Annotated in this window: 11 protein-coding genes; 6 read left to right on the plus strand and 5 right to left on the minus strand. The window is 59.5% G+C overall.

Annotated features, from left to right (window positions below; all coding sequences use genetic code 11):
* Positions 1–60: 60 nt before the first annotated feature.
* From ACID345_RS11785 to ACID345_RS11795, 3 genes are all read right to left on the minus strand, one after another.
* A complete protein-coding gene (locus ACID345_RS11785; RefSeq protein ID WP_011523088.1) occupies positions 61–1,038 on the minus strand; it encodes a glycosyltransferase family 2 protein in 978 nt (325 codons plus the stop codon).
* 130 nt (positions 1,039–1,168) lie between these two features.
* Positions 1,169–1,864 carry a hypothetical protein gene (locus tag ACID345_RS11790; protein WP_049761875.1) on the minus strand — a complete coding sequence of 232 codons (696 nt, stop codon included), beginning with the start codon at positions 1,862–1,864 and terminating at the stop codon, positions 1,169–1,171.
* 56 nt (positions 1,865–1,920) lie between these two features.
* Positions 1,921–3,129 carry a pyridoxal phosphate-dependent aminotransferase gene (locus tag ACID345_RS11795; protein WP_228370768.1) on the minus strand — a complete coding sequence of 403 codons (1,209 nt, stop codon included), beginning with the start codon at positions 3,127–3,129 and terminating at the stop codon, positions 1,921–1,923.
* Between the two features lie 78 nt (positions 3,130–3,207).
* Between ACID345_RS11795 and ACID345_RS11800 the strand changes: the two genes are divergently transcribed.
* The 4 genes from ACID345_RS11800 to nrfD all read left to right on the plus strand — a co-directional run bounded on the left by ACID345_RS11800 (position 3,208) and on the right by nrfD (position 9,066).
* On the plus strand, positions 3,208–3,897 hold the full coding sequence (locus ACID345_RS11800; protein WP_011523091.1) for a class I SAM-dependent methyltransferase: 690 nt from the start codon (positions 3,208–3,210) through the stop codon (positions 3,895–3,897).
* A gap of 68 nt (positions 3,898–3,965) precedes the next feature.
* Complete coding sequence (fdh, locus tag ACID345_RS11810) at positions 3,966–7,169, plus strand: formate dehydrogenase (RefSeq protein WP_266190227.1); 3,204 nt, start codon at positions 3,966–3,968, stop codon at positions 7,167–7,169.
* Positions 7,166–7,948, plus strand: coding sequence for a 4Fe-4S dicluster domain-containing protein (locus ACID345_RS11815; RefSeq protein WP_011523094.1), 783 nt, complete (start codon positions 7,166–7,168; stop codon positions 7,946–7,948). The genes fdh and ACID345_RS11815 overlap by 4 nt, the downstream gene beginning before the upstream one ends.
* Positions 7,945–9,066: an NrfD/PsrC family molybdoenzyme membrane anchor subunit gene (nrfD, locus tag ACID345_RS11820; RefSeq protein ID WP_011523095.1), complete on the plus strand. Its 1,122-nt coding sequence runs from the start codon at positions 7,945–7,947 to the stop codon at positions 9,064–9,066. The genes ACID345_RS11815 and nrfD overlap by 4 nt, the downstream gene beginning before the upstream one ends.
* On the opposite strand, the gene ACID345_RS11825 is transcribed toward nrfD, so the two are convergent.
* Positions 9,067–10,677: an amidase gene (locus ACID345_RS11825; RefSeq protein ID WP_011523096.1), complete on the minus strand. Its 1,611-nt coding sequence runs from the start codon at positions 10,675–10,677 to the stop codon at positions 9,067–9,069.
* A 91-nt stretch (positions 10,678–10,768) separates the two neighbouring features.
* Between ACID345_RS11825 and ACID345_RS11830 the strand changes: the two genes are divergently transcribed.
* Entirely contained in the window at positions 10,769–12,079 is a 1,311-nt protein-coding gene (locus tag ACID345_RS11830; protein WP_011523097.1) for an NCS2 family permease, read from the plus strand.
* A 279-nt stretch (positions 12,080–12,358) separates the two neighbouring features.
* Positions 12,359–13,825, plus strand: a complete 1,467-nt coding sequence (locus ACID345_RS25465; RefSeq protein WP_148210094.1) for a hypothetical protein — start codon at positions 12,359–12,361, stop codon at positions 13,823–13,825.
* 69 nt (positions 13,826–13,894) lie between these two features.
* On the opposite strand, the gene ACID345_RS11840 is transcribed toward ACID345_RS25465, so the two are convergent.
* Positions 13,895–14,527 carry a hypothetical protein gene (locus ACID345_RS11840; RefSeq protein WP_148210095.1) on the minus strand — a complete coding sequence of 211 codons (633 nt, stop codon included), beginning with the start codon at positions 14,525–14,527 and terminating at the stop codon, positions 13,895–13,897.
* Between the last annotated feature and the right edge of the window lie 89 nt (positions 14,528–14,616).

Below are 14,616 nucleotides of genomic sequence, written 5' to 3' on the forward strand. Positions count from 1 at the left end.
GGATGGTTCGACTCCGAATCCGCAGGTTTATGCGGATTCTCCGCTCACCATGACAAAGGGCTATTCCGTTAAGTGCGACTGTTCTTCCTGCGACCGCAGCACGCGCTCCACCGAATACGGTGTGCGTTCTGTCGGGTCGTAGTAGTGGCGTACCTGTAACTCGCCGAGCAAACCGAGAGCGACCAACTGCACGCCGGCAACGATCAGCACCGCAGCAAAAAGCATGAGTGGGCCGTGTGCTGCCATGACATCGCTGTGATGGATGAGCTTGTCGATCATCATCCACAGCGCAATGCCGAGACCGGCGGTAACACCAGTCATCCCGACCGTCCCGAAGAAGTGCAGCGGGCGCGACAGATACTTGAGCAGGAATCGAATCGTCAGCAGATCGAAGAAAACGCGGAAGGTGCGCGAGATGCCGTAGTGCGAGACGCCGCGCTCACGGTTCACATTCTTGATCGGAATTTCGCAGATGGTTGCGCCGTGCCACGACGCCAGTGCCGGGATGAAGCGGTGCATCTCGCCGTAGAGCGGCACCAGGTGCAGCAGGTCGCGGCGATACGCTTTGAACGTGGTACCGAAGTCGTGGATGTTGACGCCGCTGAGCTTGGCCATGAGCCAGTTGGCGCACCGCGACGGGAAGCGGCGCAGCACGAAATTATCAATGCGCACTTTGCGCCAGCCGCTGACGATATCGAAGCCCTCGTTCACCTTTTCCACGAACAATGGGATGTCGTTGGGATCGTGCTGGAGGTCGCCGTCCATGGCAATTACGTAATCGCCCTGCGCGTTGTGGAAGCCGGCAGCAAGCGCCGATGTCTGGCCGAAGTTGCGACGCAGTTTAACGACCACCACGCGGCTGTCGACCGCGGCGATCTGCTGAAGAAGTTTGAAGGTGCAGTCGCGACTGCCGTCGTCGACGAACACCAGTTCGAACGTGTCGCCGACAGTCTCCATCACGACCTTGAGGCGGTCGTAGAGCTCGGTTACGTTCTCTTCTTCATTGTGGAAAGGTACAACGATCGAATACTTGGGCACCTTGGCATTATACCGTCAGTTCGGGGTCAAATTGCACGGAAGAACGGCCATGTAACCCAAGTGTAAAGGGACGTAACGCGGGGTTCCCGGGAGTAACTTGACCCGCGCCACGCCCTCATCGTGCCGCGATCTACTTGCGCCTGGCGTTGTGCTTGTCTTTGTAGACCTTTTTGCTCATGTTGTTGGCTTCGTGGTTGAGCTGCTTCTGGTCCTGTTTGGTCAGGTGTCCGCCGTCGGCCTTCATGTCCTGCTTCTCGTTATGCTGCAGGCGCTGCTCGCCCTTTTCGAGATGCGCGGTCTCTTTCGGCGTCAGTTGGCCGCTCTTCACGCCTTGCGCGATGCGGTCCTGCTGGTTCTCTTCGCGTCCGTTGACCTGGTTCACGCGCGGATGGCCGGGATCTACCTTGCCCGGACCGCCGCCAGAGCCGCCTGAAGTTTGGGTGCGAGCGTTGTGTTTGTCGTCGTAGATGCGATTGCTGAGGTGGTTCTCTTCGCGATTGAGCTGGTTCTGGTCCTGCTTGGTGAGATGGCCATTGTCCGCGGCCATGTCCTTCTTCTCGTTGTTCACCAGGCGCTGCTCGCCGTTCTCGATGTTCTTGGTTTCGCCGGCGCTGAGCTGTCCGCTCTGGATGCCGTTGGCGACGCGGTCCTGCTGGTTCTCCTCGCGCTGGTTAACTTCGTTCACGCGCGGATGACCGGGATCGACCTTGCCCGGGCCTGCACCGGATGTGTCGGAGTTGGTTGTGGTTTGAGCAACGGCGCCGCCGACCATGATCAGTGTGCTGGTTGCGAGGATGAGCAGTGAGTGGGTGAGTGTGCCTTTCATGCTGCGTAGAAACCAGCATTTCAGGGCAAAGTTTCGTGCAGGTACAAACATTTCTTCTAGCACGAAAGAGCGGCGAGACACTCGAAGGTGCGGGTGAGCCCTTCGCGAAATGTCGCTTCCGGCGTGATCAAGCTGATGATGAGATAGCCATCGCTGCGGAAGTCGTAGAAATGCCCGGGCTGTACGAGCACGTCGTACTTCTCGATCAGCTCGATGGCGAGGTCTTCATCGCTGCGCAACGCGGGCACGCGCAAGATCGCATACCAGCCGCCTTCCACGTCGAGTCGCGTGACGATCTTCTGCTGCGCGAGTTGGCGATCGAGTTCAGCGAGATTCACAACGATACGTTGGTTCAGTTGTCGTTGGACGGAGTGGCGCTCCTCGAGCATGACGGGAATCGCGTGCTGGATCGGCGCGTTCATCGAGAGATAGGTGTCGGCGATGACGTCGAGGCGCGCGAGGGCTTCGTTCTTCAAGGCATCGGGGCCGCTCACGGCAATCCATGCGACTTTCATCTGTGGAAGACCAGAGATTTTCGAGAGGCCGCTCATGGTGAGCGTGAGGCATTTGTCGTTTGCGGTAAAACTGCTCGCGGAGCGATCGCCAATCCGATAGTCGAGAAAAACTTCATCCGCCACAATCGCCACCTTGCGCTCGCGGCAGAGTTCGCTGAGTTGCGCCATCTCGTGCGTCTTCACAAACGAGCCAGTGGGATTGTTGGGATGGACGACGATCACTGCCCGCGAGCGATCGGTCAATCGCTGCTGAAGAGAGTGGAAGTCCATTTGCCAACCGTGGTCGTACACCAATTCATAAGGAAGGAGCCGGACGTCTTGAATCTCGGCGAGAAAGTCGAAGAGCGGATAACTCGGCGTGGGAACCAGCACTTCATCGCCGGGCTCGCAGAGCAGGCGGAAGCAGAAGCTGTAAGCCTCGCTGGTACTCGTGGTGAGAACCAGTTGCTCTGGCGCAATTTCAACGCCGATCTTTTGGTAGTAACCCGCGACGGCTTGCCGCGCGCTCATCAGACCCTTGGAGATCGGCTCGTACGCCATAGAGGCCGGATTGCGTAGCGCATCGAGGATCCGGTTGGAATCGTATTGCAGGCCGATGTTTGTTGGGTTTGACGCGGCCAGATCCAGCAGTTCCCTGCCGTGTTTCTTGTGCTCTTCGATCGCTTGCGTGTAGCGATTGGTGGCGAGGTTCCAGTTGGTGCGGCGCGAGAACATGAGCGAAGCGCGATTATAACGTTCCAGCTCGTACACGTGACTTAGGTACTCTGTCGCGCGCTGCCTGCGCGTGAAACGATAGTACGTCCCGTAATCCCGAGTCCCGGTCTCCCCATGCGCCAGTCTGACGAAGTCCTACGCAATCTGCTCCCTAATCCCACCGACAGTGGGACGGTGCTGGACTGCGCCGCGGGAATGGGCACGCAGGCCATCGGCCTCGCCAAGCTGGGCTTCACCGTAGAAGGTTGCGACGGCTCTGAGGCTTCTATTAACCAGGCCCGGCGCGACGCTGACCGGATGAAGCTTCCAATCGTCTTCCGTACCGACGATGTGCGCCGTTTAGAGAACGCGCCGGAGAATTACTACGGTGTGGCGATGGCCATGGATAACGTGCTGCCGCACCTTGGCAGCTTGATCGACATCCGCATGGCAGTGGTGGCGATGTTCAGCCGCTTGCGACCCGGCGGCGTGATGATTACGGGTATCCGCGATTACGACCCGATCCTCGCCGAGCGACCTACGGTTATGGCGCCACGTTTCTCGGGCAATGGCACCGGGCGCCGCATCTTCCATGAAGTTTGGGACTGGCAGGACGATCGCCGTTACGTGTGCCACATCTACATCACCAACGAGATCCAGCACCACTGGGAAGTGCGCCACTTCACCGGCGAATATTGCGCCATCCTCAAGTGCGAGCTCGCCGACCTCTTCCGCGAGGCCGGCTGTGAGCACGTCGAAATTCTGCTGCCTGAGCAGACCGGCTACCACCATCCGTTGATTCGCGGTCTAAAGCCCTCCGCCTGATTCCCTTCTTCTCGCAAGCCCTTCTGTAGAATGGGCAACCACGTTGCGCTTCGGTTCCTCTTAACCTATTGAGGGGTGAAGTCTTGCTTAGGGATCTGCTCTCGCGCTGGCCGGTGGTACGACAGATTCAAAACAGAGATTGGAAGGCAACGGGCGAAACCGCGATGAGCGGACAAACCCGCGACTTGCGGGCTCGTAACGTTGGCGCCGAAGTCACGCGCTCGATCTGCCCGTATTGCGGCGTTGGCTGTGGTCAACTCGTCTTCCACAAAGACAACGAGCTGATCAACATTGAGGGCGATCCCGATTCGCCGATCTCGCGCGGACGGCTCTGTCCAAAAGGCGCTGCAACGTACCAGCTACACACCGTGGATTCGCGCCTACTCAAAGTAAGGTATCGCCGACCCTACGGCGCCGACTGGGAAGACCTTGATCTCGAAACCGCAATGGACATGGTTGCCGATCGCCTGTGGGAATCGCGCGAGCGGTCGTTCGTCGAGAAGCAGGACGGCGAATGGGTGATGCAGACGAAAGCCATCGGGCATCTCGGCGGCGCAACGCTGGATAACGAAGAGAACTACCTGATCAAAAAACTCTTCGCCGGAGGTCTGGGCATGGTTTGCGTGAGCAACCAGGCCCGTATATGACACAGCAGCACGGTGCCCGGTCTGGGCACCTCTTTTGGACGCGGCGGCGCCACCACCGCGCAGCAAGACCTCGCGAATGCGGACGCCATATTGATCATGGGATCGAACATGGCGGAGAACCATCCTGTTGGCTTCCAGTGGGTGATTGAAGCCCGCGAGCGCGGAGGCAAGATCATCCACGTTGATCCGCGCTTCACCCGCACCTCTGCGATGGCAGACGTGTGGGTGCCGTTCCGCGCCGGCAGCGACATCCTCTTTCTCGGCGGACTGATTAACTACGCCATCACCCACGACAAGATCTTCCGCGACTATGTGGTGCATTACACAAATGCTCCGGTGATCCTGCGCGACGACCTCAAGGACACCGAAGAAAACGACGGTGTCTGGTCGGGCTGGGACGAGCAAGCCAAGAAATACAACCCGGAAACCTGGGCCTACGCGGGTTCTCCTAAGAAAGATGCTGGCGGGGCCGCACCGGGACATCAGGAAGCAAGCGGCGGTCACGGCAAAGACCGCGGCGGCGAAGCAAGTACGACCTCGCAGTATCACGCCGATTACACTCTCGAGCATCCGCGCTGCGTGTATCAAGTAATGAAGCGCCATTTCGCGCGCTACACGCCGGAGTTTGTCGAAGAACACTGCGGGGTTCCGCGCGATCAGTTCCTTAAAGTTGCGGAGACATTCTGCAATGCGTCGGGTCCCGACAAGACGGCCGCCATCTGCTATGCCGTCGGATTCACCCAGCACTCCAAGGGCGTGCAGATCATCCGCACCGCGGCGATCCTGCAACTGCTACTTGGGAACATCGGTCGTCCTGGCGGCGGAATCCTCGCGTTGCGAGGGCATGCTTCCATCCAAGGCTCAACCGATATCCCCACACTTTACGACATTCTTCCCGGCTACCTGCCGATGCCGTTCTTCGAGAAGGACGCTAACGATTTCGCCAGCTACAACAAGAAGCACCGCAGTGAAACCGGCGTCTGGAGCAACTTCCCGAAGTTCAGCACTAGCCTGCTCAAAGCCTGGTACGGCGAACACGCCACGAACGAGAACGACTACTGCTTCGATTTGTTGCCGCGCGTAACGGGCGACCACTCGCACTTCGGCTACTGGCTCGATATGCAGGACGGCAAGATGGAAGGGCTCTTCATCATGGGCCAGAACCCCGCGGTCGGCGCATCGAATGGTCAGGTTGAGCGCACGGCGATGTCGAAGCTGAAGTGGCTCGTCGTTCGCGACATGAGTGAGATCGAGAGCGCGACGTGGTGGAAGCGCGGGCCGGAAATCGCTAGCGGCAAGTTGAAGACCGAAGAAATCGGTACCGAGATTTTCCTCTTCCCTGCCGCCGGGACCGCGGAAAAAGCCGGATGTTTCACCAACACCCAACGCCTCGTCCAATACCGCGAGCAAGCCATCGAGCCTGCCGGTGATATCCGGAGCGAGCTCTGGTTCATGTATCACCTCGGACGCCGCCTTAAAGCAAAGGCCGAGGGTAAACCAGGCAAAAAGTACGAGGCTCTCAACAAACTCACCTGGGACTACTACACTCACGGCGCGCAAGCCGAACCCAGCGCCGACCAAGTGCTACAGGAAATCAATGGGCGCCATATAGATACTGGCAAGTTCGTTGCGCGGTACCAGGAGTTAAAGGACGACGGTTCGACCGCCAGCGGATGCTGGATCTATGCCGGCGTTCATCCGGACGAGCGCACGAACCAGGCGAATGCTCGCGCCGCGACCAACTACCTCGGCCATGGCTGGGGCTTCGCGTGGCCGAGCGATATCCGCATTCTGTACAACCGCGCCTCGGCGCGACCCGACGGTAAACCGTGGAGCGAGCGCAAGAAACTCGTCTGGTGGGACGACGAAAAGCAGGAGTGGACGGGCATTGATCAGCCCGACTTCGACAAGAAGAAACGGCCCGACTACAAGCCAGGTCCTGGAGTTAAAGGAATAGATGGAATTCCAGGCGATAAACCATTCATGCTACATCCAGATGGCATGGGCTGGATTTGGGTGCCAAGCGGTCTGAAAGACGGTCCGCTTCCCACCCACTATGAGCCGCTGGAGTCGCAATTCCGTAACCCGCTGTATCCCGGAAAGCACGATTCCAATCCGCCGGCGGACAAGAAGATCCGCCCCGACAATCCTTACTCCAAATTTGGCGACGATCGCTATCCTTTCGCGCTCACGACGTACCGCCTGACCGAGCACCACACTGCGGGTGGCATGTCCCGTACGCTGTCGTACCTTGCCGAACTGCAGCCTGAGTTGTTCTGCGAAGTGTCGCCCGAACTCGCGGCGGAACGCGGCCTGCGTCACGGTGATTTCGCGACGATCACCACGCCGCGTGCTACCGTCGAGGCCCGCGTGCTCGTGACGCGACGTATGCGGCCGCTGTGGGTGGAAGGCCGCACCATTCACCAGATCGGTCTTCCCTATCACTGGGGCTACGAAGGCCTCGTGAAAGGCGACGTGACCAACGATCTGCTGGCGATCAGCGAAGAGCCGAACGTGCGCATCATGGAAACCAAAGCTTTAATCTGCGACATCGAACCCGGACGACGACCGCGCGGTGAAGCGGCGCCGGAATATGTTCGGGAGAAAGCCGAGCAGCCCGCATGAGCCAAGTCACTGCGTTTCTCACCGACTCCACGTTGTGTATCGGCTGCAAGGCCTGCGAAGTCGCCTGCAAAGAATGGAACCAGGTTGAGGCCGACGGCTACGACTGGAGCGGCTTCTCCTACGACAACACTGGCCACCTTGGCCATTCCACCTGGCGGCACGTGTCGTTTGTCGAACACGCGCCAGAGCCGGGCGTCGGCGGCAACGATGCCGATCTCGCCTCGTGGGGCTTCGAATCCGACGTCTGCAAGCACTGCGAGAATGCCGGCTGCCTGGAGGCGTGCCCGACCGGTGCGCTCACGCGTACCGAATTCGGCGGCGTTTATCTTCAATCCGACGTCTGCAATGGCTGCTCGTACTGTGTGGTCTCCTGCCCATTCGGCGTAGTGCAGAAGAACGTGAAAGACGGCCGCGCGTTCAAGTGCACATTCTGTTACGACCGCCAGAAAGAAGGTCTGCAGCCCGCGTGCGCGAAAACCTGCCCAACCGAGTCGATCAAGTTCGGGCCGATCGAAGAGATGGAATTGATCGCGCAGGAACGCATTAAGGAATTGAACTCGCGCGGCATGGACGACGTGCATTATTACAACCCCACTCACACCAGCGTGGGCGGAACTCATGCGGCATTCATCGTGCGCGGCGATCCGAAGCAATATAATTTGCCGCCGAATCCCGAGGTGCCTACGCAATATTTGAAAGACGGATGGACAGGCGCCGCTATCGGCGCAGGCATTCTGCTCGCGGGTTCCATCTTTGCGTTCCTGGGGACAAAGCGATGACCGACCACAAGCCGCTCGTCAGCATCGACAGCATTAACCGTCGCGAGCGCCGTCTCGAAGAAATTCGCGCCGAAGCCGAACGGCACCGGCAGGTCCAAGGATTCGGCGTACGGCCCGAGGGCGCGCCGTTCCCCATCGCGTCGCCCGAGGCCGGCTACTACGGCATCCCACTGCTCAAGGAACCGCAGTGGACGTGGGAGATCCCGTTGTATTTCTTCGTCGGCGGGATCGCGGGAGCCTCAGCCATCATCGGAGCCGCAGCGCACTGGAGCGGCAAAGACCTGCGCATTTCGCGTGACTGCCGATATCTCGCAGCGGGTGGAGCGATGCTCTCGAGCGCATTGCTCATCTCGGATCTCGGTCGTCCGGAGCGCTTCCTCAATATGCTGCGAGTGTTCAAGCCGCAGAGCCCGATGTCCGTGGGCGCGTGGGTGCTGGCTGCGTTTGGTTCGTTCGCTGGAGCTTCGGCCTTTGCACAGTGGCTCGCCGACTTCACCGAGATCCGCGGCATTCAGGTCGTCGGAGATGCTGCCGAGGGATTTGCCTGCCTCTTCGGCCTACCGCTTGCCACCTATACGGGAGTGCTGCTCGGAGCCACCGCGATTCCAGTGTGGAACGAGCATGTCACCACGCTGCCAATCCACTTTGGTATGAGCGGGCTGAACTCCGCTGTCGGAGCGTTGGAACTGCTCGGTCATGATCGCAGCCCCGCGCTCCAAGCTTTAGGACTACTCGCTGCGACCGTCGAATCTGCGGAAGGCATTCGTTTGGAGACCAATACCGATCGTGTGGCCGAGCCGGTGAAACACGGTTCCAGCGGTTGGATCATCCGCGCAGGCGGCATGCTCTCCGGACCGATCCCGCTGGGACTGCGCCTCGCCTCGTTGTTCGTCAGCCGCGAAAAACGCCGCCGCATGAGACGTATGGCCGCAGCGTCAAGCCTCGCCGGTTCGCTGATCACACGCTACGCATGGGTGCATGCGGGACATATTTCCGCACGCGATTGGCGGTTGCCTCTGGAAATTGACGCGCCCTTGGAGCAACCACAATTGTCGCGAAGCGATGTGCCGCAATCCAAGACCGTCGCACAGCCTCCGAAGAAAGCGGCCGGAGATTAGCTAGCTGTAGCTCACCGTCGTGAGATACTGCGGCGCTTTCCGATGCTTCGTTGCTTGCTCGTAGGCGTACGCGGCTTTGATCAGCGTCGGCTCGCTCCATGCCGTCCCGATGAATGAAACTCCAGCAGGCAGGCCGAAAACGTAACCCATCGGCAAAGTGATGTGCGGGTAGCCGGCCACCGCGGCCAGGCTTGAATTGCTGAAGCCGAATGCATCGCCATTGACCCAATCGGTCGGCCACGCTGGAGTGCCGGTGATGCCGATCAGGGCGTCGAGCTTGTTCTTCTGCAGCAGCGCGTCGATCCCTTCAGTGCGCGTGAGGCGTCGGCACTCGACGAGCGCCTTGCGATACTCCTCGGTCTCCAGCCCGCCACGTGCCTGAGCTTTCACCATTTCTTCTTGCGCAAAGTACGGCATTTCCTCCGCGAAGTGCGCGTCGTTGAAGGCGATCACGTCGGCTAAGGAGTGCACTTTCGCCTGCGGACCAAGCGCGCCGAGATACTTGTTGAGGTCGGCTTTGAATTCGTACGACAGCACGAGATTTTCGAAGTTGTCCCACTTGCCCCAACTCTCTAACTCGAGGGCTTCAACGACTTCGGCGCCGGCAGTTTTCAAGGCCGTCACCGCATCGCGGAAGAGTTTGTCTACCGGCGGCGCGATATTCGTGAACTTCGCGACCACACCCAAGCGCATGCCGCGCAGGCCGTTCGCATCGAGAAACTTGGTGTAGTCAGGAGCGATATGTCCTTCGGACGCTTTGGTCGCTTCATCCTCTGGATCTGCACCGGCCATTAACGTGAGCAATGCCGCGGCGTCTCCAACGCAGCGTGCCATGGGGCCGGCAGTGTCTTGCGTATGCGAGATAGGGATGATGCGAGACCGGCTGACCAGGCCGACCGTGGGCTTGATGCCAACCAGTCCATTCGAGCACGAGGGCGAGACGACCGAGCCATCTGTCTCGGTGCCGATCGCGACCGCACAGAGACTTGCGCTTACAGCCGCGCCAGAACCGGAACTCGACCCCGAGGGATTGCGATCGAGCGCGTACGGACAGTGCGTCTGGCCGCCACGGCCGCTCCATCCGCTGGTTGAATGCGACGAGCGAAGGTTCGCCCATTCGCTGAGGTTCGTCTTCCCCAGCAACACGGCGCCGGCGCGACGAAGCTGTGCCGCCACAAAAGCATCCTTGTTGCCGGGGGCACCTGCGCCGACCATCGCGAGCGATCCGGCCGTGGTCTGCATCTTGTCGGCGGTGGCGATGTTGTCTTTGATCAGCACCGGGATGCCATGCAGAGCGGAGTGCACCTTCCCTCCTTTGCGGTCGGCGTCGGCGTGTGCCGCGATTTGCTCGGCGTCGGGATTGATCTCGATGACGGAATTCAGCTTCGGCCCGCTGCTGTCGAGCGCGTGAACGCGCTCCAGGTAAGACTGCGTGAGTGAGACCGACGTCCACTTGCCTGACCGCAAACCCTCCTGCAACTCGGCGACGGTGATCTCTTCCAACTCGCGCCCCGGCGCATTTCCTTGAGATGGGCCGAATGCTGATGTCGCCATGGTGGCTGCGGCAGCTACGCCCGCGCCCATTTTCAGAAAGTCTCTACGATTGCTCATGCGGTCCCCTTCGAAGACTGCGGAATTGTACACGCCGGTTGCAAGCGCGCCGGATTGACTTCATTCTCCTTTCCACCTACTCTGCCTCCCAATGAATGGGATCGCGCGCTACTTCCAGTTTGAGCAACGCAACGCCACTCTCGGCCGCGAAGTCATTGCCGGCCTGACGACCTTCACCACCATGAGTTACATCGTGGTCGTGAATCCTGCGATCCTTTCGGCGGCGGGCATTCCTGCCGGGCCATCATTTGTCGCCACAGTTCTCGCTGCGGTCTTTGGCTGCTTCCTCATGGGTCTCTACGCCAATCGTCCGTTCGCGATTGCGCCTTACATGGGCGAGAACGCCTTCATTGCCTTCACCGTTTGCAAAATGCTCGGATACAAGTGGGAAACCGCGCTGGCCGCGATCTTTATCGCCGGCGTGGCGTTTATTCTTCTCACGGTGTTCAAGCTGCGGCAGTGGATCGTGGAAGGCGTTCCGACTTCCCTGCGCTACAGCTTTGCGGTTGGGATCGGATTCTTCCTGACGTTTATTGGGCTCAACCAGACAGGGCTTGTTGTTCTTGGCGTGGATGGAGCACCGGTAAAAGCCGGACATCTGACGTCCCACCTTGTACTGCTCGCGATCTTCGGCTTCGTACTAATTTCTATCCTTGTCATTCGAAAATTTCCCGGCGCGATCCTCGTCGGAATCCTGGTGACGGCGGTGGTCGCGTTTGCGACAAAAATCGTTGCACCCCCACAGCACATCGTGTCGCTTCCGCCAAGCGTAATGCCAATAGTGTGGAAGCTCGATTTCCGCGGGGCTCTGAGCTGGGGAGCGTTTCCGATCGTGCTTACGATCTTCATCATGGCCTTCGTGGACACCATGGGCACCCTCATTGGTCTTTCCGCGCGCGCCGGCTTCCTCGACAAAGACGGCAACCTGCCGCAGATCGAGCGACCAATGCTTGTGGATGCGCTTACCACGTGTTTCTCCCCTGCAATTGGCACCACGACCTCAGGCGCCTTCGTTGAATCCGCGACGGGCATAGAGGCGGGCGGGCGCACCGGCTTTACGGTCCTCGTCACCGGCGCATGTTTCCTGCTGACGTTGTTCTTCGCGCCATTCGTGGGTGCCATTCCACCGCAAGCTTACGGGCCCGCTCTCATCATCGTCGGCCTATTCATGCTCTCGCCCATCACGCACATCGACTTCAACGACTTCACGGAGTCCATCCCGGCATTTGCCACGGTGATGTTGATGTCGTTCACGTTCAACATTGCCATCGGAATTTCCGCCGGCTTCGTTCTCTATCCCATCTGCAAACTTGTGTCGGGACGCATTCGCGAACTGAAGCCAGGACTGTGGGTGTTGTCGGCACTCTCGCTCCTGTTCTTTGTTTTCTACCCGTATTCGTGAGCGACACACCGCTGCTTTTCCCTTTGCGGAACGTGTACCCCCTTTGTTGCATCTGTCTGCCACAGACCTTCTCGCTCAACGAGCTTTAGAATCGCGGCGTCCCATAGCTCACAGCTTTGAGGAGGATTCTTGCGATTCCGGGCCCTGGTTCTCTGTGGTCTTCTGTTGAGTGGAGTTGTACTAGCGCAAAGCGCGCCATCATCCAGCACGATCTCAGTTCCCCACGTTATCCGCTATTCCGGCACCGTACCGTTAACCGTGCCGGCCGGCCAAACAGAAGTGGCAGTACGATTCCGCTTGTACGCTGCCGCCAAGGGAGGCACCGCGCTCTGGCAGGAGGTGCAAACGGTCACCGTTCAAGACCGGAAATTCACCGCGCTCATAGGGGCGGCGTCTACTGAGGGCGTGCCGCTCTACTGGTTTTCCAGCACGCAGGCGCGGTGGTTGGAAGTCCAGCTCGAGAACGAGCTATCGAACTCGCGCATTCAACTCGCGAGTGTGCCTTATGCACTGAAAGCTGCCGACGCCGACCTCTTCGGAGGACGAAGGATTTCAGACTTTGTATTGCGTACGAACGCAAACACCGACGCCGCAGCGAAGACCAACGTTACTTACGCCACTCTCGGCGCAAACAGTTTCGTCGGAGACCAGGGCGTCAACGGCAGTGTGAATGTAAGCGGCTATGTCAACACCGCCCTGGCGACGGTGGCTTCACCCCTGGTCGTGAATCAACTCCTTTGGGTGAACAGCACCGCAACCACTGGCGGAGTGATTTCCGTGAAAGCCGAGAACGCGAGTTCGAGCGGGACCGGAATCATGGGCATCGTTACCTCAGCTACAGGCAACACCGTCGGTGTGATCGGGCGCAGTGACAGCGTCGTCGGCAATGGTGTGTACGGTGTCACGACCGCGGCCAGCGGCTCGGCAGAGGCGATCTCCGGGACCGCGCGCGCTCTCCAGGGACACGGAGTCGGCGGATACGCGGTCAACACTTCGGGAACCAACGTCGGAGTGTTCGGAAAATCTTACAGTTCGCAAGGGACAGGCGTTTGGGGTGAGGTCAGCCCGCCCGCAAATGGCTACACCACGTATGGTGTGGTCGGGAAAACTCACGGCTATCCCGGCATTGCACTCTACGGAGTGGCGGATGCCGCTTCCGGGAACAATATCGGCGTCATGGGAAGCGTGACCAGTAGCGCGGGAACGGGTGGCGTATTCGTTAACGCTGCCAGCGGAAACGTGCTCATCGGAGTCGCCGGCAGCAAAAACGTGTTTCGTGTGGATGGAACCGGCAAGGTCTTTGCGAATGGCGGCGTACAAAACAGCGGCGCTGACTTCGCAGAATCCATCGCGGTCCGCGGCAACCGCGCGGCGTACGAACCGGGCGATGTTCTGGTCATCGACGAGGATACTAACCGTGAAGTAACGCTATCTTCCGAGCCCTACTCCACGCTCATAGCGGGCGTGTATTCCACAAAGCCTGGCACGCTCTCGAGCCCTCATGGGATCGATTCCCCCGCCCTCGAAGCCGAGGTCCCGATGGCTGTGATTGGCATCGTTCCCTGCAAAGTGACCACCGAAAACGGGCCGATTCATCGCGGCGACCTCCTGGTTACCTCTTCCCTCCGGGGATACGCCATGAAGGGCACCGATCGGCAACGACTTACAGGAGCGATTGTCGGGAAAGCCCTGCAGGACTTGCCTGAGGGCACGGGAGTGATCGAGATCCTGGTGACGCTGCAATAAAGCAGAAAGCCCGGCTTGCGCCGGGCTCACTCTGATCAGCCTCCGTTGAATTCCTTGGTTGCCCTTGACTTAGTTACGCGCCAGTTGCCATCCGCTCGTAGCGTTATAGTCGTCGGGAACCGGTGCGCTATGGAAGAGGTCGGCACCGTCTTTTGCCAGTTCGGCGCGCTCCCAAACGTTCAGGCCGCCAACATAACCGCCGGCGAGGTCGAACACATCGCCCATCGGCGTCGGACGCCACATCCAGGTGTAGTGGATGGTCGCAGCGCTCGGGCTAATCACGTTAACTCCCGTCACTGCAACGATTTCACGGGTTCCGAGCGGGACCGAGTATTCCTCGGTGCCGTCGGTGTTCTTGGTATGGGTGGTGCCGGGAACGTGGTCAAGCATCTTCTTGCCGTCTTCCGTCAGCGTCACCTGGATGCCGTTGTCCTTCTTTTCTTCGGTGATGATCTGGGCAACTTCCAAGAGCTTGTAACGGGGCGACGTCGCCTTATCCGAGGTAGACGTCACCAAACCGGTGCGGAAATGGACTGTAGCGGGGCCCCTTGCTGCCAGCATGGTGCTAACGGCCTTCTTGGCCTCAGTCTGGCTCATGCCCTTGTGGGCTTCATGCATCACGTAGACTGCGGTGCCGACGATCGTCAGGCAAACCGCCGCAATCAAAAGCATCGGCCCTACGCTGGAGGACCGCTCTTCCATCCTGATCTCTTCTTCGAACATTGTGCATCCCCTCGCAATGTGCCGCGCCAAGTACAACCCCTGCCCTGGGCGGTTCTATAGGTTTGAGC

This window comes from Candidatus Koribacter versatilis Ellin345 (genome assembly GCF_000014005.1).
Taxonomy (GTDB): domain Bacteria; phylum Acidobacteriota; class Terriglobia; order Terriglobales; family Acidobacteriaceae; genus Korobacter; species Korobacter versatilis_A.